Source organism: bacterium, assembly GCA_024742285.1.
Lineage (GTDB): Bacteria > Myxococcota_A > UBA9160 > UBA9160 > UBA4427 > UBA4427.
This window is the reverse complement of the sequence record JANSYR010000007.1, coordinates 197264-219981: the sequence shown is the minus strand read 5'-3', so window position 1 is coordinate 219981 and position 22718 is coordinate 197264. Positions and strand designations below refer to the sequence as shown.

19 protein-coding genes are annotated in these 22718 nt (G+C 69.7%); 10 read left to right on the top strand and 9 right to left on the bottom strand.

All coding sequences use genetic code 11. The features are described from left to right. Window position 1: 1 nt before the first annotated feature. Window positions 2-463: a (2Fe-2S)-binding protein gene (locus NXI30_14770; protein MCR9095482.1), complete on the top strand. Its 462-nt coding sequence runs from the start codon at window positions 2-4 to the stop codon at window positions 461-463. Continuing rightward, the gene (locus tag NXI30_14765) at window positions 460-2664 is read left to right on the top strand and encodes a xanthine dehydrogenase family protein molybdopterin-binding subunit (protein MCR9095481.1); all 2205 of its coding nucleotides are present in this window, start codon (window positions 460-462) and stop codon (window positions 2662-2664) included. Before NXI30_14770 ends, NXI30_14765 begins: the two co-directional genes overlap by 4 nt. A gap of 69 nt (window positions 2665-2733) precedes the next feature. On the opposite strand, the gene NXI30_14760 is transcribed toward NXI30_14765, so the two are convergent. Together NXI30_14760 and NXI30_14755 are read right to left on the bottom strand one after the other, a co-directional pair. Continuing rightward, on the bottom strand, window positions 2734-3483 hold the full coding sequence (locus tag NXI30_14760; GenBank protein MCR9095480.1) for an SDR family oxidoreductase: 750 nt from the start codon (window positions 3481-3483) through the stop codon (window positions 2734-2736). Window positions 3484-3561: 78 nt separating this feature from the next. Further along, window positions 3562-4353: a dihydropteroate synthase gene (locus NXI30_14755; GenBank protein MCR9095479.1), complete on the bottom strand. Its 792-nt coding sequence runs from the start codon at window positions 4351-4353 to the stop codon at window positions 3562-3564. Between the two features lie 80 nt (window positions 4354-4433). On the opposite strand from NXI30_14755, the gene NXI30_14750 reads away from it, so the two are divergent. Further along, a complete protein-coding gene (locus NXI30_14750) occupies window positions 4434-4940 on the top strand; it encodes a 6-carboxytetrahydropterin synthase (GenBank protein ID MCR9095478.1) in 507 nt (168 codons plus the stop codon). A 15-nt stretch (window positions 4941-4955) separates the two neighbouring features. Next, on the top strand, window positions 4956-5831 hold the full coding sequence (locus NXI30_14745) for a DUF1207 domain-containing protein (protein ID MCR9095477.1): 876 nt from the start codon (window positions 4956-4958) through the stop codon (window positions 5829-5831). Window positions 5832-5852: 21 nt separating this feature from the next. Here the strand turns inward: NXI30_14745 and NXI30_14740 are convergent, their stop codons facing one another. Beyond that, window positions 5853-6683 carry a thioesterase family protein gene (locus tag NXI30_14740; protein MCR9095476.1) on the bottom strand — a complete coding sequence of 277 codons (831 nt, stop codon included), beginning with the start codon at window positions 6681-6683 and terminating at the stop codon, window positions 5853-5855. A gap of 158 nt (window positions 6684-6841) precedes the next feature. Between NXI30_14740 and NXI30_14735 the strand changes: the two genes are divergently transcribed. From NXI30_14735 to fdhF, 4 genes are read left to right on the top strand one after another with little or no spacing between them, the layout of a single operon-like run. Then, window positions 6842-8476: an NAD(P)H-dependent oxidoreductase subunit E gene (locus tag NXI30_14735; GenBank protein MCR9095475.1), complete on the top strand. Its 1635-nt coding sequence runs from the start codon at window positions 6842-6844 to the stop codon at window positions 8474-8476. 48 nt (window positions 8477-8524) lie between these two features. Next, on the top strand, window positions 8525-9337 hold the full coding sequence (locus NXI30_14730) for a molybdenum cofactor guanylyltransferase (protein MCR9095474.1): 813 nt from the start codon (window positions 8525-8527) through the stop codon (window positions 9335-9337). 2 nt (window positions 9338-9339) lie between these two features. Next, window positions 9340-11142, top strand: a complete 1803-nt coding sequence (locus NXI30_14725; GenBank protein MCR9095473.1) for an aldehyde ferredoxin oxidoreductase family protein — start codon at window positions 9340-9342, stop codon at window positions 11140-11142. Then, window positions 11139-13943, top strand: a complete 2805-nt coding sequence (fdhF, locus tag NXI30_14720) for a formate dehydrogenase subunit alpha (protein MCR9095472.1) — start codon at window positions 11139-11141, stop codon at window positions 13941-13943. Before NXI30_14725 ends, fdhF begins: the two co-directional genes overlap by 4 nt. Window positions 13944-13965: 22 nt before the next feature. Here fdhF and NXI30_14715 read toward each other — a convergent pair whose 3' ends face one another. Together NXI30_14715 and NXI30_14710 are read right to left on the bottom strand one after the other, a co-directional pair. After that, a complete protein-coding gene (locus NXI30_14715) occupies window positions 13966-14427 on the bottom strand; it encodes a hypothetical protein (GenBank protein MCR9095471.1) in 462 nt (153 codons plus the stop codon). 26 nt (window positions 14428-14453) lie between these two features. Next, on the bottom strand, window positions 14454-15929 hold the full coding sequence (locus NXI30_14710; protein ID MCR9095470.1) for an alanine:cation symporter family protein: 1476 nt from the start codon (window positions 15927-15929) through the stop codon (window positions 14454-14456). An 88-nt stretch (window positions 15930-16017) separates the two neighbouring features. On the opposite strand from NXI30_14710, the gene NXI30_14705 reads away from it, so the two are divergent. Continuing rightward, on the top strand, window positions 16018-17592 hold the full coding sequence (locus NXI30_14705) for a long-chain-fatty-acid--CoA ligase (GenBank protein MCR9095469.1): 1575 nt from the start codon (window positions 16018-16020) through the stop codon (window positions 17590-17592). A gap of 11 nt (window positions 17593-17603) precedes the next feature. On the opposite strand, the gene NXI30_14700 is transcribed toward NXI30_14705, so the two are convergent. Genes NXI30_14700 through NXI30_14690 form a run of 3 tightly spaced genes read right to left on the bottom strand, consistent with a single transcriptional unit; the run spans window position 17604 to window position 20388 of the window. Further along, the gene (locus tag NXI30_14700) at window positions 17604-18560 is read right to left on the bottom strand and encodes an LLM class flavin-dependent oxidoreductase (protein MCR9095468.1); all 957 of its coding nucleotides are present in this window, start codon (window positions 18558-18560) and stop codon (window positions 17604-17606) included. After that, window positions 18557-19717, bottom strand: coding sequence for an acyl-CoA dehydrogenase family protein (locus tag NXI30_14695; GenBank protein MCR9095467.1), 1161 nt, complete (start codon window positions 19715-19717; stop codon window positions 18557-18559). The genes NXI30_14700 and NXI30_14695 overlap by 4 nt, the downstream gene beginning before the upstream one ends. Next, a complete protein-coding gene (locus NXI30_14690) occupies window positions 19714-20388 on the bottom strand; it encodes a nitroreductase family protein (protein ID MCR9095466.1) in 675 nt (224 codons plus the stop codon). The genes NXI30_14695 and NXI30_14690 overlap by 4 nt, the downstream gene beginning before the upstream one ends. A gap of 208 nt (window positions 20389-20596) precedes the next feature. Here NXI30_14690 and NXI30_14685 point away from each other — a divergent pair, with 208 nt between their 5' ends. Next, window positions 20597-20926, top strand: a complete 330-nt coding sequence (locus NXI30_14685) for a hypothetical protein (GenBank protein ID MCR9095465.1) — start codon at window positions 20597-20599, stop codon at window positions 20924-20926. Between the two features lie 196 nt (window positions 20927-21122). Here NXI30_14685 and NXI30_14680 read toward each other — a convergent pair whose 3' ends face one another. Beyond that, window positions 21123-22466 (bottom strand): PEP-CTERM sorting domain-containing protein, encoded by a 1344-nt coding sequence (locus NXI30_14680; protein ID MCR9095464.1) that lies wholly within the window; start codon window positions 22464-22466, stop codon window positions 21123-21125. Between the last annotated feature and the right edge of the window lie 252 nt (window positions 22467-22718).

Below are 22718 nucleotides of genomic sequence, written 5' to 3'. Positions count from 1 at the left end.
GATGAAGCTTCGCGTCAACGGTCGAGAGCACGAGCTCGACGTCCCGGCGGACATGCCGCTGCTCTGGGTCCTGCGGGACCGCCTCCGCCTGACGGGCACCAAGTTCGGCTGCGGAATCGCGCAGTGCGGCGCCTGCACCGTCCACGTGAACGGCCGCGCCCAGCGCGCCTGCGTCACGCCGGTCGCCTCGGTCGAGGGCGCCGACGTGCGTACGATCGAAGGGGTCGAAGGCGCGAGTGCGAAAGCCGTGCAGGACGCCTGGGTCGCCCTCGACGTGCCGCAGTGCGGCTACTGCCAGTCCGGTCAGGTGATGTCGGCGGTGGCGCTGCTCGAGGCGAAGCCCGCTCCTTCGGACGAGGAGATCGAGAACGCGATGGCCGGGAACCTGTGCCGCTGCAACTGTTATGCGCGGATCAGGCAGGCGGTCCGCGACGCGGCCGACTCGAAGGGGGCGACCTCGTGAGCGAGACGATCTCCGACCTCTCCCGTCGAAGCTTCCTCAAGGGCAGCGGCGCCCTCGTCCTCGGAATCGGTCTCGGCGCCTGCGCGAACGACGAAGCGCCCTCGCCCGCGATCGTGAACGCGAACGTCGATCCGGGTCTCGTCTTCGAGCCGAACGCCTTCGTGCGGATCGCCGGCGACGACACGGTCACGCTCGTCTCGAAGCACATGGAGATGGGGCAGGGGCCGTACACGGGCCTCGCGACCCTCGTCGCCGAGGAGCTGGACGCGGACTGGGCGCAGATGCGCGCGGAAGCGGCGCCCGCGGACGATGCGCGCTTCGGGAACCTGCTCTTCGGAGGCGTTCAGGGAACCGGCGGCTCCACGGCGATCCGGAACGCCTACATGCAGATGCGCCAGGCCGGGGCCACCGCGCGGCAGATGCTCGTCGAAGCCGCGGCCGAGACCTGGGGCGTCCCGACGTCGGAGATCACCGTCTCCGACGGCCGCGTACGCCACGCGACGAGCGGTCGCGAGAGTGGCTTCGGGGCACTCGCCGAGGCCGCGTCGAAGCGACCGGTTCCCGAAACGCCCGTGCTCAAGGACCCGAGGGACTTCGTCCTGATCGGGAAGGAGCTTCCGCGGATCGACACCCTCGCGAAGAGCACCGGACAGGCGCGCTTCACGATCGACGTCTACAAGGACGACATGCTCGTCGTGATGATCGAGCGACCGCCGGCCTTCGGCGCGAAGGTCGCGTCCTTCGATGCGACGAAGGCCCTCGAGGTGCCCGGGGTCGTTGCGGTCGAGGAGGTGCCCGCCGGCGTCGCGGTCTACGCGAGCGAGACGTGGACGGCGATCCAGGGCCGTCGCGCGCTCTCGGTCGAGTGGGACTTCTCCGAGGCCGAGACCCGGTCGAGCGCCGAGATCAAGGCGACATTCCTCGAGGCGACGAGGCGAGCGGGGGAGGTCGCGGTCGAGGCGGGCGACGTCGACGCGACGCTGGCCGCGGCGGCCGCCGGCGACGACGTCGTCTACTCGGAGGCCGAGTTCACCTTTCCGTTCCTGGCGCACGCGATGATGGAGCCGCTCGACGGGATCCTGGAGATCGACCCGGAGAATCCGAAGGGCGTGCTGGCGACGCTCGCCTCCCAGGGGCCCGGTCGTGAGCATCCGCATCTCGCGGCGGAGATGGGTCTCCCGAAAGAGGACGTACGCTTCGACATCGAGATGGCGGGTGGGAGCTTCGGTCGTCGATCCACCTGGGACGCGCACTTCATCCACGAGCTGGGCTCCGTCTTCAAGGCACAGCCCGGTGGGCCCGCGGATCGCCGCCCGACGAAGCTCCAGTGGACCCGCGAGGACGACGTACGCGGCGGCTACTACCGACCGATCGTGGCCCACCGCGTGCGCGGCGCGATGGATCGCGCGGGTCGTCTCGTCGGTTGGGACCAGACGATCGCGGCGCAACCCTTTCGCCCGGGGAAGACGTCGGGGATCGATCGGACGATCGTCGAGGGCGCGGACAACCTCGCCTACGCGACGTCGAACCTGCGCGTCACGCAGCACCTGATGCCGACCGGCGTGCCGACGCTCTGGTGGCGTTCGGTCGGTCACACCCACACGGGATTCGCGGTCGAGGCCTTCATCGACCAGCTCCTCGAGGCCGTCGGACAGGACGCGGTCGAGGGGCGGCTCGCGCTTCTCGGCGACAAGCCGCGGCACCGCGGCGTGCTCGAACGGGCGGCGGAGATCGCGGGCTGGGGTCGACGGCCCGAAGAGGGCACGGCGTTCGGGGTCGCGGTCCACGAGTCCTTCGGGAGCTTCGTCGCACAGATCGTCGAGGTCGAGCGCGCGCGTCAGCCGGTCGATCGGCCGAAGGTGCGGCGCGTGTGGTGCGCGGTCGATTGCGGCGTGCCGGTCAATCCGAACGTGATCCGGGCCCAGATGGAAGGCGGGATCGGGTTCGGCCTCGGGGCCACGCTCTACAGCGAGATCCATCTCGACGAAGGAGGTCTCGTTCGCGAGAGCAACTTCGATCGCTACAAGAACCTGCGGATCGACGACATGCCCGAGGTCGAGGTCGCGATCATCCGGTCGACGGAAGACCCGACCGGGGTCGGGGAGCCCGGCGTGCCGCCGATCGGTCCGGCCGTGGCGAACGCCTGGCGTCGGCTGACCGGGCAGGCGGTGTCGCAGCTGCCCTTTGTTCAAGAGGTCTAGTCCGAGAGGTGTAGTCCGCGAGGCGTGGTCCGAGCGGCGTAGTCGCGCGAGGCCTGGGCGCCGGCGGCGCTAGATCAGGTAGCCGCCGGAGACCTTGACCTGTGTACCGGTCACGTAGGCGGCGGCGTCGCTCGCCAGGTGGAGCACGGCGTTCGCGACGTCGTCGTAGGTTCCGTATCGGCCCGCCGGAATCCTGTCGAGCGCGGGCTTCTCGACCGAGTCCTCGAGGGTCCCGGGCGAGACGGCGTTCACGGTCACGCCGTGCTCCGCTTCCATCACGGCCATCGTCTTGGTCAGCGTGAAGCTGCCGCGCTTGCCGATCTTGTAGGCGGTGGCGTAGGGGACCGGGTCCGTTGCGTCCGCGTCGGCGTCGAGGATGTTGATGATCCGTCCACGCCCGCTCGCGCGCAGAGCGGGGAGCGCGGCCTGGCTCGCATGGAGCGTCGCCAGCAGGGTTCCCTCGAGGCACGTCTTCCAGTCTTCGGCGGTCAGCTCGTCGAGACGCTTCCAGACGATCGAACCGACGTTGTTCACGAGGATGTCGAGACCGCCGGCGCTTTCCACGGCTTCGGCGATGGCCGAGGCAACGTCCTCCGGGTCGGCGAGGTCGAACGACACGGCGAACCCGCGCCGGCCACGCGCCTCGATCTCGTCGACGACCTCGAGGGCCGCGTCGCGGCTCCGGTGGTAGTGCACGATCACGTCCGCGCCGGCGTCGGCGAAGGCGATCGCGAGGGCGCGCCCGGATCGCAGGGCGGCGCCCGTCACGAGCGCGACGCGTCCTTCGAGATCGGTTCCGTTCGAGCGTTCCTGGGTCATTTCGCGTTCGTCGCCTCCCACGTTCGACGCTCGGCGTCGGTCCGTCCGCCCATCCGGAGCGAGAGCGGGACTCCGGTGCTAGGCGCAGCCCCCGTGGAGTCGCCAGATCATCTCGGGGGTGTGCGTTCGGATGTAGTCGGCGCGTGCGTGGAGGCACGCGGATGCAGTCATGATCCGCGCGAGGCGTTCCGGTTTGCGCGCAGCATAGAGGAGGATCGGGCAGCCCAGCGGCCGGAGCACATCGAGGTTCCAGATGATCCCGAGCTGCTGATGGATCTTCTGGTGATCGTCGGTCGTCGGGTGGATGATGCCGAGGTTCGGGTCGAGGACGAGCTCCTCGACGCCCGCGGCGCGCGCCGCCTCGACCTTCGGCCCGAGGTGGTCGAGCACGGCCTGGAGGCCGACCGGAGCGGGCGGGGCGTCGCGCATCGCGTAGGCGTCGACGTAGGGCATGAAGGTCACGAAGAGGGTCGCCCCCTTCGCGGCGACCGCTTCGAGCATCTCTCCCGGGAGCGGTCCTCCGGTGTAGTTCACGCCATCGGCACCGTGCTCGAGGGCGAAGCGCGCCGTCGCCGGACTCCATGTGTCGACGGAGACGCGCTCGCGGAAGTGGTCGGCTCCGGGGGTCTTCAGCAGCGCGAGGGCCGGTCGGAGGCGGGCCTGCTCGGTCTCGTCGCTGACCATCGGGGCGTCCGGCGTGATCGAGCGCCCGCCGAGATCGATCCAGTCGGCGCCGGTCCCGGCCAGACGACGGGCGCGCTCGGCGACCGCCTCGTCGCCCTCGGCGATCGATTCGGAGACCATGGACTCCGGCGAGAGGTTCAGAACGCCCAGGATGCGCGGGACGTAGGAATCGGCTTCGGGCGGCATGACCGAGACTGTCCGTTTCGAGACGCGCCTGGTCAAGGCGCCGGAGGGTCAGTGGGCGTGGCGGGCGTTATAATCCGGAGATGCCGACCGAGAACTGGGCCATCCATCTGCACAAGGAGTACTTCAAGTTCTCCTGTGCGCACTTCCTCATCTTCCCCGACGGGTCGAAGGAACGACTCCACGGTCACAACTACCACGTCGACGCCGAGATCGAGGGGGAGCTGACCGACAAGGGGATCGTGATCGACTTCATCCTCGTGAAGCCGGTGATCCGCGAGCTCTGCGACTCCCTCGACGAGCACTGGCTGCTGCCCGGGGAGCATCCGGAGCTCAAGATCGACGAACGGGACGATGGCCACACCGAGGTCGTCTACCGCGACGCCCACTACCTGGCGCCCAGCGACGAGGTGATCGTACTGCCGATCAACAATACCTCGGCGGAGAACCTCTCGACCTGGATCGGTCGTGAGCTCGTCCGGCGGATCGGAGAGCGCTTCGGCAAGACCCAGATCCAGAAGATGAAGCTCTCGGTCTCCGAGACCTCCGGGCAATGGGGCGTCTACTACTACGCGGACGACCTCGACTGAGGGTATCTTCAGCCCGTGATCGCGCCCCGCCTTCCCGCTCTCCGGATTCTGCTCTTCGCCCTCGTCGTGTCCCTTCCCGCCGCCGTCGCGGCCGAGGAGTCGGAATCGGCGTCCACCGAGCCGGTCGACGAGTACGTGCTCTTCCCGTCGGACGAGTTCTTCGACCCGCTCGTCGCCGATCTGCGCTGGCCCCGGTTCTCCGCCTCCCACCAATGGCGCCTGGGAACCGACGACTTCGACCGCGTCGCCCAGGTCAGCTTCGGGGAGAGCTTCGCCTTCTTCCAGAGCCCCGAGTACGACTGGGGGCGCTGGGAGTTCGGGCTCCAGGCGATGGTCGACGCGATCTTCGACATGACGGCGCAGTCCTTCGACCTCGGCAACGAGGACTACTTCGTCGCCTTCACGTTCGCGTACGAGGGAGAGTACGGGACGGCACTCGCTCGGATCTCGCACACCAGCTCGCATCTCGGCGACGAATTCCTGATCGAGAACGGCCTCGAACGGGAGAGCGTGTCCTACGAGGTGATCGACGTACTCGTCTCCCGGGACGTGAAGGAGTGGCTGCGTCTCTACGGAGGGATCGGCTTCTACACGAACGCGTCCCCGGACTACGACCCCTTCCTCAGCCAGTGGGGCTTCGAGCTCACGAGTCCGGTCTCGTTCGCGAGCGATCTGCTGACGCCGATCTTTGCGACGGACCTCCAGATCCGACAGGCCAACGACTGGGTTCCGGAGGTCGCGGTGCTCGCGGGCCTTCGCCTCGCGGAGGAGCCTGAGGCAGTGCGCAACATGGAGTTCTTCGCGCGCTACTACCACGGCCGCTCCCCGGACGGCCAGTTCTTCACCCAGGACGTCGATCTGGTTGGCGTTGGCCTGCGGCTGGGCTTCTAGCGCTCCGCACGCCGCCCAAGGCTAACGACGGTCGAGCAGCAGGGTGGCGTTCGCGCGTCCGATCTCGCCCAGGGCGTCGTGGATCGTGGCGCTGCTCTGACCGATCCCGTCCGGCGAGCGGGTGGTGATTCCGCGCAGGCCGACCCACGCCGAACGGGGCGCGCGGACCAGGTGGATGGAGAGGTCCGGGTTGATCGAGGTGTACTTCGTGTAGTCCATCGCGTTGCCGGTCCCGCTCGCGAAGTCCACGACCGCTGCGAGTCGGACGAGCGGGCTCGTCTCTTCGCCGGCGACGACGCGGCAACGCAGCCGCGCCCAGGTGAACGCCGGCTCGCCGCACACCTTCGCGTGGCCGGGCACGAGATCGCAGGCCATCACGAAGGGCGGAATCCGCATGAAGCCGCTTCGCATCGCGAACTCGGGCACCACCTCGGGCGGCGACCCGAGATCCGGCGCCGAGGCGAGCGGCGCGTCGAGCTCCGCCAGGTCGTCCTCCGTGCGGACCCGAAGGGCCGTCGCGCGGGTGACCGGCGTGTCGCCGTCGTAGATCGTCGTCTCGAGCCCCTGGATGCGTCGCCCGCCCCGGGTCACCCGCGTCTCGACCCGGAGCGGCGTGAGCGGCACGCCCCGGAACATGTCGAGGGAGAGGCGCGCGACTCGCATCGGGACCGGGCTCGGCATCCGGTCGACGGCATAGGCGACGAGCGCGGAGACCGCGCCACCGTGCTGGTGGTCCGGATTCCAGGGGCCGCCCGTGTAGGGCGTGCAGGTCATCGCGAGGGTCTCCGCGTCTTCCCGCGTCTCGGTGTCCTGGCGTTCGAAGAGGGCGTCGTCGCTTCCGGCTCTTTCCATGGCGGCCAGACGGTAGACCGTCTGGCCGGCGCGCGGGGCACACGCGAACGCACTTCGAGTTCGGCCGGGGCGTGCGCCGCGAGGCCCTCAACCGGCCCCTTCGATGGGTTAGACTCGCGCGAGATCTACCGCGCCCCGCGCGAAGCCGGAGTCCCGTCTTGAGCCCCGAACCGCATGGCATCGTGCGCGCGCTCCTCCGCCTCCAGGAGGAGGAGGGGTGGCTTCCGCCGGATCGCCTCGAGGCGCTCGCCACCGAACTCGGCGTCCCGCTCCACCGGATCGAGAGCGTCTCAACCTTCTATACGCATTTCCGGCGGGAGCGACCGGTCGGTCCCATCGTCGAAGTCTGCCGCGACCTCTCGTGCCGACTCGCCGGCGGTGAAGCAGCCTGCGAACGCCTCCGATCCCGCGCAGCCGGAGGCGAGGGCGCGCCGGCCTTCGAGGTGCACGAAGTCTCCTGCCTCGGTCGTTGCGACGCGGCGCCGGCGGCCGCCCTGGGCGACCACGTGCTCGACGTGACCGACCAGGACGCCGTGCTGACGGCCGTCGCGGCCGACGCGAGCGAGGCCGTTCCGCGACCGGTGCGAAGCTGGCCCGAGGCCGATCCCTATGCGGCGGGCGAGCTCGCTTCGTTCGGCGTACTCCGCAGCGTCGTCGAAGCGGGCTCGAAGACCGACCCGATCGAACGACTCGATGGCGCAGGACTCCGAGGGATGGGCGGGGCGGGCTTCCCGACGGGGCGGAAGTGGTCGCTCGTCGCGGCGGAGACGGCGCACGAGAAGATCGTCGTCTGCAATGCCGACGAGAGCGAGCCTGGGACCTTCAAGGACCGGGAGCTCCTCCACGACGTGCCGCACCTCGTCCTCGAAGGAATGGCGATCGCCGCGTACTGCGTGGGCGCCTCGCGTGGCATCGTCTTCATCCGCCACGAGTACGGCGCCGAACGCCTCCGACTCGAAGCGGCGCTCGAAGCGGCCCGGGCCGCAGGGGGCCTCGGTCGCGACCTCTTCGGGTCGGGATTCGATTTCGACGTCGAGATCTTCGTCTCGCCCGGGGGCTACATCCTCGGGGAGGAGACCGCGCTCCTCGAGTGCATGGAGGATCGTCGGGGCGAGCCGCGCAACAAGCCGCCCTTTCCCGGGAACGCGGGCCTCGACGGACTGCCCACGCTGATCAACAACGTCGAGACGCTGGTCCACGTCGTCTCGATCGTGTACCGCGGCGTCGACTGGTGGCACGGGCTCGGCGTCGGCGACTTCGCGGGTCACAAATTCCTCTCCGTGAGCGGGGACGTCGCGGCGCCGGGGGTGTCGCTCTTCCCGGTCGGGGTCTCCCTGGGCGACGTGCTCGAAGCCCACGGCGGCGTGAAGGACGGGGCGACCCTCGCGGCGGTCGCACCGGGCGGCGCCTCGAGCAACTTCCTCGGTCCCGAGGCCCTCACCCTCGCCCTCGACTTCGATGCCCTCGCGGCTGCCGGGACGATGCTCGGATCCGGCGCGGCGGTCTTCGTCGACGGGTCCCGCGACCTGCTCGACGTCGGTCGCTCGATCACGCGCTTCTTCCGGAACGAGTCGTGCGGGAAGTGCGTGCCCTGTCGCGTCGGATCGGAGAAGGCGGTGGCCCTGCTCTCGAAGGGCGAGGGCGTCTCGGCGGAGGACGAAGCGCTCGTGCGCTCGCTCCACGAGACGATGCAGCAGACGAGCATCTGCGGCCTCGGGCAGGTCGCGCTCGGGCCGCTCCTCTCGATCCTCGATCGCTTCCCCGAGGTCGCGCGCGCGACCGACGGCGACTGAGCCGAACGGCTCGTCGTGTCGGTCGGAGCCGGAACGCGGGCGGGCATCGTGCTCTGCGGGGGACGGTCGTCGCGGATGGGGCGGGCGAAGGCCTGGCTGCCCTGGATCGGCGGGCGGACGATGGTCGAGCACGTCGTGGCCCGCCTTCGCCCGGTGGTGGACGAGGTCGTCGTGGTGACGTCGGCGGATCTCGATCTGCCGCCCCTCGAGGCGCGGGTCGTCCGGGATCGGGAGCCCGAGCGCGGTCCGCTCGCGGGACTGCGCGACGGACTCGCGGCGATCTCGGCGGAATACGCCTTCGTGACGGCGACCGACGCGCCCTTCCTCTCGTCCGCCTGGGTCGCGTCGATGCTGGAACGGCGCGTGGCCTGCGCGCCGGTCGCCGACGGGCACGTCCAGGTCCTGTCGGCGGTCTATCCGCAGGCGGCGTTCGCGACGGCGGAGCGTCTCCTCGCGGCGGACCGCGCGCGGCCGCTCGCGCTCCTCGAAGCGCTCGAGTACGTCGCGATCGAAGAGACGACGGAGTGGGATTCGGGGCGACCGCCGTGGCAGGGATTCAATACGCCTGCGGCCTACCTGGAGGCGGTGGGCATGGTAGATCCGGGAGCGCGCTGCGAGGTCGAGCTGCTGGGTCGCGCCGCTCTCGTCGGCGGACCCGTGGTCGTCGACGTGCCGGTGGGTTCCCTGGGCGAGGTGCTCGCCCGCGTCGAGCGGGGGCGCGACCTCTCGCTCGTCGAGGGCGATCGCGTGGCGCGCGCCCATCTCGTGTCGATCGGCGGCCGCGATCTCGTGCGTGACCTCTCGCTGCCGATCGGGCCGGGCGAGCGAATCAGCGTCCTCGACGCCCAGGCCGGGGGCTAGCGATGTCCGGCTTCCACGGCCGCTACCTCCGCATCGACCTGACCCGCGGCACGACGGAGACGCGAGTGCTTCCGGAAGACGTCCCCCGACGCGTGCTCGGAGGCGTCGGTCTCGGAACCTGGCTCTTGCTGCACGAGTCGCAGGGCGGCTTCGATCCGCTCTCGCCCGAGGCGCCGCTCGTCTTCGCGTTCTCACCCCTGGTCGGGACGGGCCTCACGACCAGCGCAAAGTTCGCGGTGGTCGCCAAGTCGCCGCTCACGGGCTTCGTCTGTGATGCGCTGTCGAGCAGTCATTTCGCGATCGCCGGCAAGCGCATGGGGGTGGACGCGATCGTCGTGATCGGCGCGTGCGACGAGCCCTCGGAGTGGGTCGCGGGCGAACTCCGGCCGGCGCGGTCGTGGGGGCGCTCGGCGGAGGAGACCGCGGCCGCGCTCGCGGGGGAAGGGCGGGTCGCAGCGATCGGGGTCGCGGGGGAGCGATGCGTCCGGTACGCCACGATCTCGGCGGACGGGCGACACGCGGGGCGGGGCGGTCTCGGGGCCGTGATGGGCGCCAAGCGACTGAAGGCGCTCGTCGTGGCGGGGGATGTCGAGACCCCCGTGGCCGATCCCGCAAGCCTCGAACGCCGGGCTGAGGGGCTGCGCCGCCGTGCGGCGGGACCGGCGACTGCGAAATACCGCGAGCTCGGGACCGTGGGGAACCTGCTCGCCTTCGATCGCGTCGGTGCGCTGCCGACGCGCAACTTCCAGGCGAGTCATTTCGAGGGTGCGGAGCGCCTCGCGGCGGAACGATGGCTGGGCGAGCGCTCCCATCGTCGCGCGGGTTGCGCCCATTGCACGATCGGCTGCGAGCAGCGCTTCGCGACCACCCGCGACGGTTCGCCGGACGTGCGCATCGAGTACGAGAGCCAGTTCGCGCTCGGTCCGCTGGTCGGGGTCGACGACCCGGATGCGGTCCTGCGCGCCTCGGCCCGCTGTGACGCGCTCGGCCTCGACACGATCTCGGCGGGGGGCACGCTCGCGTTCGCGATGGAATGCGGCGAGCGCGGCCTGCTCGAAGGGGGTCCGCGCTTCGGGGACGATCTCCTTCCCTGGCTCGACCGGATCGCGAACCGGGAAGGACTGGGCGACCGGTTGGCGGAGGGATCGCGACGGCTCGCCCTCGAGATCGGCGGCGGGGCCATCGACCTTGCGCCGCAGGTGAAGGGGCTCGAGATGCCGGGCTACGAGCCGCGCGCGCTCCAGAGCCTGGCGCTGGGGCTCGCCGTCTCCACGCGCGGGGCCGATCACAATCGCAGCAGCGCCTACGAGGCGGATTTCTCGGAGACGGTCGATCGGCTGCACGGAGACGAGCGATCCGTCGCGGCGGCCGTCGCCGCGGAGGACCGGGCCGCGGTTCTCGATTCACTGGTGCTCTGCAAGTTCGTTCGGAGTGCGTTCGACGACCTCTTCGAGGAGTCGGCGGAGATCCTCCGGGACGTGACCGGCGACGCGTGGGACGCGGACGCCGTCCACGCGGTCGCGCGCCGGGTCGTCGACCTGCGACGCCTGGGCAACGAGCGGGAGGGGTGGCGTCCCGAGGACGACGGCCTCCCGAAGCGATTCCTCGACGAGCCCCTGGCGAGCGGTCCGGCCGTCGGTGCGCGGCTGCCGGCGGCTCGACTCGAAGAGATGATCCGAGGCTACAATGGCGTGCGAGGATACGAGGAAGCGGGCTGGGTCCCGCGGACGCGCCGCGAAGCGCTCGAAGCCGAGCTCGGACTCGACTTGCGCGTGGGCCCGGGCGGTGGAGTCGACGCAGGATGAAGCTCACCATCGACGGTCTCGAGATCGAAGCGGACGAGGGGCAGACGATCATCGAGGCGGCCGCCGCCGCAGGGATCGAGATCCCGACCCTCTGCCACACGCCCGGACTCGATCCGGTCGGCGTGTGTCGCATGTGCGTCGTCGACGTGGGCGAGCGGGTGAAGGCCGCCGCCTGCGTTCGCGAGTGCCAGCCGGGCATGACCGTGACGACCGACTCCCCCGAGCTCGAGCGCCATCGCGCGATGCTGACCGATCTGCTCATGAGCGACCAACCGAGCGTGCCGGCCGAGGACCGTCGCGAGTCGGCCCTGGAAGACAACGAGCTCGTGGCTCTGGCGCGCCGCTACGACGTCGACGGCGCGCGGTTTCCCGCGTCGGCAGAGACCGCGCCGCGCGGGCAGGACGCGAGCTCCCGCGTGATCGACGTCGACCACCAGGCCTGCATCCTCTGCGATCGCTGCGTCCGAGCCTGCGACGACGTCCAGAGCAACGACGTCATCGGTCGCTCCGGCAAAGGCTACGGCGCAAGGATCGCCTTCGATCTCGACCAGCCGATGGGCGAGAGCACCTGCGTTTCGTGCGGCGAATGCGCGGCGGCCTGTCCGACCGGCGCCCTCGTCGATCGTGCGCTCCACGCCCCGCTCCGCCCGCGAACCGAGCTCGAGCCTGTCGACAGTGTCTGTCCCTATTGCGGCGTGGGGTGCGCGCTCACCTACCACGTCGATCGCGCCGCGAACGAGATCGTCTTCGCCGAGGGGCGCGGAGGTTCGGCGAGCGAGGGCCGACTCTGCGTGAAGGGCCGCTACGGCTGGGACTATTCCGCCCATCCGCAGCGCCTCACGAAGCCGTTGATCCGGCTTGAGAGCGCCTATCCGAAGGGAGCCCTCTCGAAGGACGTGCGCGGCGAGCACGACGGCCGTCGCAAGCCCGGCGGAATCGTCGACGACGCCGAGGTCCTGCCCGCCTTCCGGGAGGCGACCTGGGACGAGGCGCTCGACCTCGTGGCGACTCGACTGGCCGAGATCCGCGACCGCGACGGCGGCGACGCCCTGGCGGGCTTCGGGAGCGCGAAGTGTTCGAACGAAGAGGCCTACCTCTTCCAGAAACTCGTCCGCGCCGGCTTCGGGACCAACAACGTCGACCACTGTACGCGGCTCTGTCACGCGTCGAGCGTCGCGGCCCTGCTCGAGTCGATCGGCAGCGGCGCGGTCACGACGACCTACGGCGACATCGAAAACGCCGGCGCCGCCTTGATCGCCGGATCGAACACCACCGCCAACCATCCGGTGGCGGCCACCTTCTTCAAGCAGGCCCGCAAGCAGGGCACGAAGCTGATCGTCGTCGATCCTCGTCGCGAGACGATCGCCGACCACGCCGACTACCACTGTCGGATCAAGCCCGGGACCGACGTCGCGTTCTACAACGCGATGATGCACGTGATCATCGCGGAGGGGCTCGTCGACGAGACCTTCGTAGCCGAGCGGACCGAGAACTTCGAGGCGCTCCGCGAGAAGGTCGCCGAGTACGACCCCGAGCGCGCAGCGAAGATCTGCGGCGTGGACGCGGACACGATCCGCGAAGTCGCGCGGGTCTTCGGCGAAGCGGAGAACGCCATCCTCTTCTGGGGCATGGGAATCTCGCAGCACGTCTACGGAACGAACAACGCCCGCTGCCTGATCTCGCTCGCGCTTCTGACGGGGAACGTCGGCAAGTCCGGCTCCGGTCTCCACCCCTTGCGTGGCCAGAACAACGTGCAGGGTGCCAGCGACGCCGGCCTGATCCCGATGGTCTACCCCGACTATCAACCGGTCGGCGATCCCGACGTCCGGGCGAAATTCGAAGCGGCCTGGGGGCGCGAGCTGTCGCCGGATCCGGGTCTCACGGTCGTCGAGATCACCCGTGCGGCCCTCGAGGGCGGGATTCGCGGCATGTACATCATGGGCGAGAACCCCTTCCTCTCGGATCCGAACGTGAACAAGGTCCGGAAAGCCCTCGCGAACCTGGAGTTCCTGGTCGTGCAGGACATCTTCCTGACCGAGACCGCCGAATTCGCGGACGTGATCCTGCCGGCGAGCGCCTACCTCGAGAAGGACGGGACCTACACGAACACCGATCGACGCGTCCAGCTCGGTCGACCGGCGCTCCGCCTGCCCGGCGAGGCGCGCCTCGACTGGCAGATCGTCCAGGCCGTCTCGAATCGTCTGGGCTATCCGATGGACTACGCCAGCCCTTCGGACATCTTCGACGAGATGGCGGGACTCACGAGCAGCTACGCGACCCTCAGCCACGAGAACCTCGGTCCCCACGGCAAGCTCTGGCCGAATCCGGATCCGGCGACGCAGGAGGGGCCCGTCGTCCTCTTCGACGAGAGCTTCCCGACGCCGAACGGCAAGGCGAAGCTCGTTCCCGCGGAGTGGACCGCGGCGCCGGAGCTGCCCGATGACGACTACCCCTTCGTGCTCAACACCGGTCGCCTGCTCGAGCACTGGCACACCGGCGCGATGACCCGGCGCGCGAGCGCCCTCGACGCCCTCGCGCCGGAGGCGTTCGCCGCGATCCATCCGGAGGACGCGGCGGAGCTCGGAATCGCAGACGGCGATCGAATCATGCTCGAGAGCCGCCGCGGACGAATCCAGCTCGCGGCGCGGCTCACGACCCGGGAGAGTCGCGGCTCGGTCTTCGTGCCCTTCCACTTCCGGGAGGCGGCGGCGAATCTCCTGACCCTCGACGAGCTCGACCCGGACGGGAAGATCCCCGAGTTCAAGTTCTGCGCCGTCCGCGTCACTGCGGAAGAGCGCTAGTCGGCTCGGGCGGTCGCCGTCCTCAGGGCACCTTCACCACGTGGGCGACCATCGTCGTCCCCTCGAAGACCGCGATGTCTTCGACGTTCGGTCCCCCGTCGACGAACACGAAGTCGAAGGTCTCGTCGCCGTCCACGTCGCTGTGGAGCATCGCGACGAAGGGGGTTCCCGCGGTGGGCTCCGGCGCGGTCGTGATGTCGATCGAGACGTCCTTGTGGGTGCCGGCCGCGAGATAGCGCGCGCCCACGTAGATGTCGCCCTTCGGCTTGCCGCCTTCGAAGGGGTGCAGAACGAGCCAGCCGCCCGCGTCCAGATGGACCTCCCGGAAGGTGAGGGTCCGCCCGGAGCGCTCGAGCCCGTCGACGAGGATCCAGTTCTTCTCGCCGTTGCCCATGGTGATCTGCGGGCGCGGGGCGTCTTCGGCGAGGGCGATCCCGGCGACGAAGAGCGCCAGGCCGGCGAGGGCGATTCGGAGGGTCGTCATGGAGAGCTCCTTCTCTGGATGGAGGATCAAGCTGTCTCGCGTCGCGCGCGAACCCGCGCCCAGTAGGCGTCGAGGTCCGCCCGCAGACCCGGAGCGAGGAAGTAGAGGCCGATCAGGTTCGCGAAGGACATCGCGAAGATCATGGCGTCGGAGAACTTGAGGATCGCCGCGAGGGTCGTCGCGCAGCCGACGATCGCGCAGAAACAGTAGAACAGGTTGAAAGCGAGGCGGATCCGCTTCGACGGGCCGAAGAGATAGACGCAGCCTTCGAGTCCGTAGTAGGACCACGAGATCAGCGTGGAGTAGGCGAAGAGGAAGACCACGACCGATAGGACCGGTGGGAACCAGGAGACGACCGAGGCGAACGCGCGAGAGGTGAGCTCCACACCGCTGACCGCACCGGTTCCCAGGACCGCGGGGTCCAGCCCCGTCGTGATGACCAGGGCGGTGATCGAGCAGACGATCACCGTATCGATGAAGGGCTCGAGCATCGCGACGAAGCCCTGGGTCAGCGGCTCGCTCGTCTTGACCGCCGAATGCGCGATCGACGAGGAGCCGATGCCCGCTTCGTTCGAGAAGGCGGCGCGGCGGAAACCGAGGACCACGACGCCGAGCACGCCGCCGACGGCGCCCGCCGGAGAGAACGCCTCGGTCACGATCCGGACCAGCGCGTCGGGGACGCGATCGACGTTGCTGCCGATCACGAAGAGGCCGGTCGAGACGTAGAGGAAGGCCATCGCGGGCACGAGTCCGGAGGTCACGCGGGCGATCACGCGGATGCCGCCGAGAATGACCGCGGCGACGCTCACCGCCAGAAAGGCGCCGAAGGCCCAGCCCTGGCCGAAGGCGAAGCTCTCGGTCTCGCCGGTCGCGGCGACGAACTGCACGAAGGCCTGATTCGCCTGGAACATCCCGACGCCGACGCTGCCGAAGATCACGCAGACGCCGTAGTAGAGAGCGAGGCCACGACCGAGTCGGGCCCAGCCGCGTTCCGCGAGTCCACGCTCGAGGAAGTACATCGGCCCGCCCGAGACGGTGCCGTCCGGGTTGTCGCGGCGGTACTTCACGCCGAGGGTGCATTCGGCGAACTTCGAGGCCATGCCGAGGAAGCCGGCCACCACCAGCCAGAAGGCGGCGCCCGCGCCGCCGACCGAGACCGCCACGGCGACGTGGGCGATGTTGCCGACGCCGACGGTCCCCGAGACCGCCGTGGTCAGGGCCTGGAAATGATTGACGTCTCCGGGATCATCGTCCTCGTCTTCGAGGCCGCGGACGATCCGAAGCGCGTGCCGGAAGCCGCGCACGTTGATCCCGCCGAGGAAGACCGTGAAGAAGGCGGCGCCGGCGATCAGCCAGACGACGATCAGCGGGACGTCCACCCCGCCGATCGGCGCTTCGAACATCACGATCGCGTCGGCGACGTCGGCGACGTCCTGGAAGGCGCGATCGATGATCTGATCGAGACTGGGGTCGCCGGCCGGTTCGGGTGTGGGGCTGGGCACGGGCGCATGTTAGCTTGGTCCGAACCCACTTCGAGCGCGACCGGATGGAACGGACGTTCGCGATCGCGCTCCAGAAGGAGGCTCGCCTGTGCCGCTCGAGACCCTCGACCTCGCCCTCCGACAGCACGCCGCCGAGCGCCCGGACCGGGTCGCCCTCCGCGCCGGCGATCGCGTCTGGACCTACGCCGACCTCCACGCCGAGTCCGCCCGCGTCGCGAACGCGCTCCTCGCCGCCGGCGTCGCACCCCAGGAGCGGGTGGCGTTCCTCGACCGCAACGTCCCGGAGTACTTCACCCTGCTCTTCGGCGCCGCGATGATCAACGGCGTCACCCTGGCGGTGAACTGGCGCCTCGCTGCGCCGGAGATGGAGTACATCCTGAACCACGCGCAGGCGAAGGTCCTGTTCATCGGTTCGGAGTTCCTCGGACACCTCGCCCAGATGAACCTCGAGAGCGTGGAGCGGGTGGTCGTGATGACGGGCGATGCCGGTGACCACACTGCCTACGAAGACTGGATCGCCGGACACGCCGCCGAGGATCCGGCGCTCGGCTGTACCGCCGAAGACGTCTGCTACCAGCTCTACACCTCCGGCACGACGGGTCTTCCGAAGGGCGTCGAGCTCACGCACCGCAATCTCATGACCGCCCTCTACCAGGGCGCGACCGACTGGAAGATCGATGCCGACAGCGTCGTGCTCGTGGCGATGCCGCTCTTCCACATCGCGGGCAGCGGCTGGGGCGTCGGCGGCTTCGTGCAGGGCGCCGAGCAGGTCCTCGTCTACGAGCTCGATCCGACCGAGGTCCTGCGGCTGATCGAGACCCACCGCGTCACGAACAGCCTCTTCGTCCCGGCGGTCCTGCAGATCCTCTCCGGCTTCCCGGGCGTCGAGGAGACCGACTTCAGCTCCTTCCGGGCGATCGTCTACGGCGCCTCCCCGATCTCCGAGGAGGTGCTCGTCCGATCGATGAACGTCTTCGGCTGTGGCTTCATCCAGGTCTACGGCCTGACGGAGACGACCGGAGGAATCACGACGCTCCAGCCGGAGGATCACGATCCCGGCGGTCCCAGGGCGCATCTGCTGCGGGCGGCGGGCAAGCCCTGGGGCGACGTGAAGATCCGGATCGTCGATCAGGAGACCGGCAAGGATCTCCCGGACGGGGAGGTCGGCGAGATCTGGTGCTCGACCGCCCAGAACATGAAGGGCTACTGGCGAAACGACGAGGCGACCGCCGAGGTCTATCCGGAAGGCCGCGACGCCGGCGGGATCGGCTGGTTCCGGACCGGCGACGCGGGCTACATGCGCGAGGGCTACCTCTACATCCACGATCGCGTGAAGGACATGATCGTGTCGGGCGGGGAGAACGTCTATCCGGCGGAGATCGAGAACGTGCTCATGGCCCACGACGCGGTCGCGGACGCGGCGGTGATCGGCGTGCCGTCGGACAAGTGGGGCGAGACGGTCAAGGCGATCGTCGTCGACGGACCGGGGGGCGGCGCGAGCGACGACGATCTCGTCGCGTGGTGCCGCGAGCGACTCGCGCACTACAAGTGTCCGACGTCGGTGGACCGGCTCGAGGCGTTGCCGCGCAACCCCTCCGGCAAGATTCTGAAGACCGAGCTGCGCGAGCCCTATTGGAAGGACCGTGCCCGCCGCGTGAACTGACGACTTGCGTGCTAGGCGTAGCTGCCGCGGAGGCGTTCGCGGATCTCGGCGACGCCGTCGAGGGCGGCTTCGACGTTCGGGGCGATGGGCATCACGTTGAAGTGCCGGCAGCCCGCTTCCGCGTAGGGAGCGAGGAAGTGGGCGACTTCCTCGGGCGTGCCGTAGGGGCTGTACTTCTCGAAGGGATCGAAGGGGATCCGGTAGAAGGCCTGCATCTCCTTCGCGAGCCGCTCGCGAGCGGCGGTACGGTCCGCGTCGAGGCCGACCCAGATCTGGAGCCCGTGGTCCCAGGCGGCAGGGCGGGGCCACTTCCGCTCCGACGCGAGATCGTCGATCTCCGCGACGACGGCGCCGAAGCGACGGGCCGAGCACCAGACGCCCAGCCAGCCATCGCCGAGCAGCGCCGCGCGCCGGACCGCGGCATCGACCCGTCCCCCGATCACGATCGGGACCGCCGGATCCGGCGCCGGAACGATCCGGGCGTCCTCGAAGGCGAAGAACTCGTCTGCGTGGCGGGTCGGCTCTCCGGAGAGCAGTCCGCGGAGCGCTTCGAGGGACGCATCGGTGCGTCGGCCGCGGGTCTTCGGGTCGACGCCGCAGATCTCGACCTCGTGCCGGTCCTCGCCGCCGACGCCGATTCCGAGATGGAGTCGGCCCGGCGCGGACTCGGCGATCTGCGCGATCTGCCGCGCGACCGGGACCGGATGGCGAAGCGCCAGCAGGTAGACGCCGATGTGGACGGCGAGGTCGGGGACGCTCGCGGCCAGCGTCGCGGCCTGGATCATGCCGTCCATGCCGATGCCGGTATGGAAGCTCACGTGGTCCGCGGTGAAGAGGTGGTCGATCCCGGCGGCCCGGACGCGTTCGAGGAGCGCCCGTCGCGCATCGGTCGGTCCCGTGGTCATCTCGTTGTTCGCGTTCGTGCCGACGCGCAGCGGAGCGACCGCGTCCGTCTTCGCGTCGCTCACAGTCCGACCTCGCTGGTCTCGAGACCGAGCAGGAGGCGACCCGTCAGCTCGAGGGTCGCCGGGCCGACCATCATGTGCTGGGTCGCGACGTGGACGTCCCGGAAGATGCGCTGGAGCGGCGACCTCCGGTAGACGCTCGTCCCGCCGGCGAGGTGGTACATCCGATCGACGGCCTCGGCGGACGCGTGGGTGGCGTGGGTCGTCGCGAGCCGGATGTCCCGCTTGCTCTCGAGGGAGATCCGTCCTTCGAGCGCTTCTTCCCAGGCCTTCTCGATGGTCTCGTAGTAGAAGGCGCGCGCCGATCGGAGCGTGGCCTCCGCGCGGGCCACGTCGGACTGGGCGTTCGCGCGCGCGGCCAGCGGCCGGCGACTCGCGTCGGGCACCTTGCCGCCCGCGACGTCGATCAGCTCGTCGATCGCGGCGCGGCCGAGGCCGAGGGCGACGGCGGCGATGCCCATGGCGAGCAGGCCGAACTGGGGGAAGCGGTAGAGGGGGCGGTCCAGGGGCGCGTCGATCCCGAGGCCGGCCGCGTGGGTCTCGGGCACGAAGCGGTCGCGGATGGCGAAATCGGTGCTGCCGGTTCCGGCGAGGCCGGAGACGTACCAGGTGTCGACGAACTCGACGTCGGCGCGGGGGACGACCATCATGCGCGAGCGCGGTGCCCCGTTCGCATGGGTCTCGACCTCGCCGTCGCGCACGACCTGGCAGCCGGCGAGGATCCAGTCCGCGTTCTGGGTGCCGCTGCCCCAGGGCCACTGGCCCTCGACCTGGAAGCCGCCGTCGACGACGACGGCGCGCCCGCGCGGGGCGAAGACGCCGGCCATCGTCGTGTCGGGATGGGCGAAGATCTGGCGGCAGGTGGCTTCCGGGAGGATCGACAGGGCGGTCGTGCTGGTGATCGCGATGAACGTGACCCAGGCCGGTGCGCCGTCGGCGGTCGCCAGGGTCTCGACGGTCTCCATCGCGATTGCCGGCGGCGTCTCGAGGCCGCCGTACGCGACGGGGGCGTACATGCGATAGAAGCCCTCGGCGGCGAGTCGCTTCGAGAGGTCGTCGGGGAGGCGTCGCGCGGCCTCCACCTCGTCGGCGCGGCGGCGGAGCTCGGGGGCCACGGCGCGGGCCGCGGCGCGGAGATCGGATCCGGGGGCGGCGCTCACGATGCAGTATCCCCGAAGAGCGGTTCGCCCCAGGTGTCCGCGAACGCGAGCTTCGCCGGACTGCGCCGCGCGATCGGACCGTGTCCGCCACGGACCGGGTAGCCGATCGGGATCGCGGCGGCGGTGCCCCAGGGATCCGGGATCCCGAGCAGCGGCTTGATCTCGACCTCGTCCAGGCAGAGCAGGGTGGTCAGGACGCAGCCGAGGCCCTCCGCCCGGCAGGCGAGGAGGGCGTTCTGGACCGCCGTGTAGACGGACCCGCCACCGACGACGGAGATGCGATCGAGCTTGGCGTCGGTGATCGCCATGTTCTTCGGGTTGAAGCAGAAGACGAGGAGAGCGGGCATCTCGTGGAAGTGGTCGGCCAGGTAGGTTCCGGCGTCGAACATCTTCTCGTTCTTCTCGAGGACGCTCGCAGAGGCGCCCTCCATCGCCGCTCGTCTTTCCTTTATATAGGGGCGCCACCGTCCATCGTAGAGCTCACCCAGTCGCCTCAGCTTCTCGCGATCGCGCACGACCAGGATCCGGAAGGGCTGGACGTTGCCGCCGGTGGGCGCCCAGCTGGCGGCTTCGATCACCCGACGCAGGACGTCCTCGGGGACCGGGTCGGGTCGAAGTCTTCTGACGGCACGAAGGGTGCTCATCGCTTCGTAGAGGCCGATCTCGCTCACGCGCTCTCCCGTGCGTTCTTCCCGCGCGCATCGGGCGACGAACGGGAACCTCGACGATAGCCCCGTGCGGCTGGGGTCAGGCAGCCCGCGAAACGGTCGGGAGCGGACTGGCGTTCGCGCCATTCCGAGCCGTGAATGGGGTATGATGCGGGTCGCTTCCGCGGGCGCGTTCGCGCGGCCGCGAAAGAAGAAAGAAGGTGGAATCCCCATGACGCGCCCCCGACACCTGGCCGCCGCCCTGGCGACGGCGATCGCGATGGCCGCCTCGCCCGCGGTCGCAGATGAGGAATCGCTCCTCGAGACGGCGAGCACTTTGTGGAACGGGACGGTCGATGTCCTCGTGCTGCGGCCGCTCGGGACTGCGAGGCTGGCGCTCGGCACCTTCGTGGCGCTGCCCCTCCAGAGCGTGCTGGATCTCGTGGTGCTGCCGGTGTCCCAGGAGCCGGCGTACTTCGAGGAGAGCTGGGACCGCTACGTGAGCGAGCCCGCCTGGTACGTCTTCGGGCGCCCGGTCGGCGAGGATCTCGCCGGGCGCTGATCGCCGGCCGCTCGACCGTCGAACGAGGCGGCGAGCACGGCACTGGCGACTGCATGACGTAAACAGAAAGGGCCGGCGAACCCGAAGGTTCGCCGGCCCTTTTCGTTCGGTCGTCGGATCCGGTAGGACCCGGCGTGATTCCCTTCGTCTCGGGCCGACCCCATCCGGGGTCGGCCCGAAGACTCAGGAGATCAGATCAGCCGTTGCGGCGTCGCGAGGCCGAGAGGCCCACCAGACCGAGCGCACCGAAACCGAGCATCGCAATCGTGCCGGGCTCCGGGGCCGGGATGATGTCGACCTGCATCGACGCGATACCACCGAACCCGAGGTTCGGGACCGGGAGGCCGAAGGGACCGACCGGTCGGATCGTCGCCGCCCAGGGCGAGACGACCTGCAGCCGGCGCGTGGCGCCCGCGTTCGCGGCGCGCGCATCATCGGCGGTGCCGGTCGTCGCGGGGACACGGTCGAAGCCGGTCGCCATTCGGATCGTGGTGAAGTCACCGACCATGTCCGTGTGCGTCACCATGCCCGTCGTCCACTCGCCGAAGACGCCCGTGAAGGCGACCGGGGAGACGATCTGCGTGGCGGGCCCGCCGGGAGCCGGCGTGACGGTGTTGCCACCGAGGACGGTCCGGACCGCACCCTGCTGGTCCTTGGTCGTTCCACCCGGGGTCCGCGCCGCGTACTGGTTGTCCTGGCGACCGTTCACGATCCCCGCCGTGTAGGTGAAGCTGGGCGTGTAGATCGTGCCCGTGACGGGGTTGATGATGTTCACACCCGTCGCGTCGGTACCGAAGATCTGCGGGCTCGTCGGCAGCAGGCCGTTCGCGTAGAGCACGAGGCCGTAGTCGCCGGGCTCGAGGATCTCCATCGAGGTACCACCGGGCACCAGCGTCTGGAAGTTGACGCCGAGCTGAACCGCGCCGCCGCCCGAGAAGGGCATCGCGCCGCCGAAGCGCGCCGCGCCGGGGTTGACCCGCTGGACGCCCTGGCCGAGGCCGAAGAACGGGATCGACGCCTCGTAGGCGCCCCCACCCGTCGTCGCCTGCTCGTTACCGCCCGCGGCGGACAGCATGTACGTGGGCGCGACGGTCGGGACGGTGGCCGTCGAGAGCATCGTCGTGAAGGCACCCTTCCGACCCGGGTACTGCGCCGCACCGATCTGCGTGCGGGAGCGGAGTCGCGGGTTGGCGAAGCCGGGAATCGCGACGTTACAGGTCGACTGGACCTTCTGCTGGGCGCCGCCCGCACCGGCCTGGACGCCCTGGAACGTGACCGTTCCGCCGACGCCCGGCGCCGCGGTCGCGGTTCCGTTCATGAGGAGCGTACCGAGCGTGGTACCAACCGTTCCGGGGTTGACCAGGGGACCCTGGCCGGCGCAGATCGGAACTGCGTTGTTGCTGCGGAAGCCGGTGGCGTTGTCCTGATCACCGAAGCCGATCTGGAGCTTGCCGCTGAACGCCACAGCCTGGGCGAAGCTCGGACCGGCCACTAAGACCGAGAGCACGCTCAGAAGGGCGATGTTCAAGAATCTACGCATCTTTCTGAATCTCCATTGATGTTGGGTGCCGGTGGGATCTCAGCTTCGATGTGCTCAGACGTTGAGCATTCCGTCCACGTTATCCCCGCTCGACTGCTTTCGACCGATGCCTGCGTGACGCAGCAGGACCTGGGCTCCTCGCCGAGACGCGGAGTACCCGCGGGGCCCGGCCCTCATTCGCTCTTTCGTGTCGGAGACTTTCCGGGAGGAAACCTACACAGGTAGGAGTAGGTGGCCCCCGACTCGCTGTTC

Bases quoted from the DNA above. Each gene is read 5' to 3' on its own strand.
- NXI30_14685 (MCR9095465.1), top strand. From the start codon at position 20,597: ATGACGCGCCCCCGACACCTGGCCGCCGCCCTGGCGACGGCGATCGCG.
- NXI30_14725 (MCR9095473.1), top strand. From the start codon at position 9,340: ATGTCCGGCTTCCACGGCCGCTACCTCCGCATCGACCTGACCCGCGGC.
- NXI30_14740 (MCR9095476.1), bottom strand. From the start codon at position 6,683: ATGGAAAGAGCCGGAAGCGACGACGCCCTCTTCGAACGCCAGGACACC.
- NXI30_14755 (MCR9095479.1), bottom strand. From the start codon at position 4,353: ATGCCGCCCGAAGCCGATTCCTACGTCCCGCGCATCCTGGGCGTTCTG.
- NXI30_14770 (MCR9095482.1), top strand. From the start codon at position 2: ATGAAGCTTCGCGTCAACGGTCGAGAGCACGAGCTCGACGTCCCGGCG.
- NXI30_14760 (MCR9095480.1), bottom strand. From the start codon at position 3,483: ATGACCCAGGAACGCTCGAACGGAACCGATCTCGAAGGACGCGTCGCG.
- NXI30_14680 (MCR9095464.1), bottom strand. From the start codon at position 22,466: ATGCGTAGATTCTTGAACATCGCCCTTCTGAGCGTGCTCTCGGTCTTA.
- fdhF (MCR9095472.1), top strand. From the start codon at position 11,139: ATGAAGCTCACCATCGACGGTCTCGAGATCGAAGCGGACGAGGGGCAG.
- NXI30_14750 (MCR9095478.1), top strand. From the start codon at position 4,434: ATGCCGACCGAGAACTGGGCCATCCATCTGCACAAGGAGTACTTCAAG.
- NXI30_14715 (MCR9095471.1), bottom strand. From the start codon at position 14,427: ATGACGACCCTCCGAATCGCCCTCGCCGGCCTGGCGCTCTTCGTCGCC.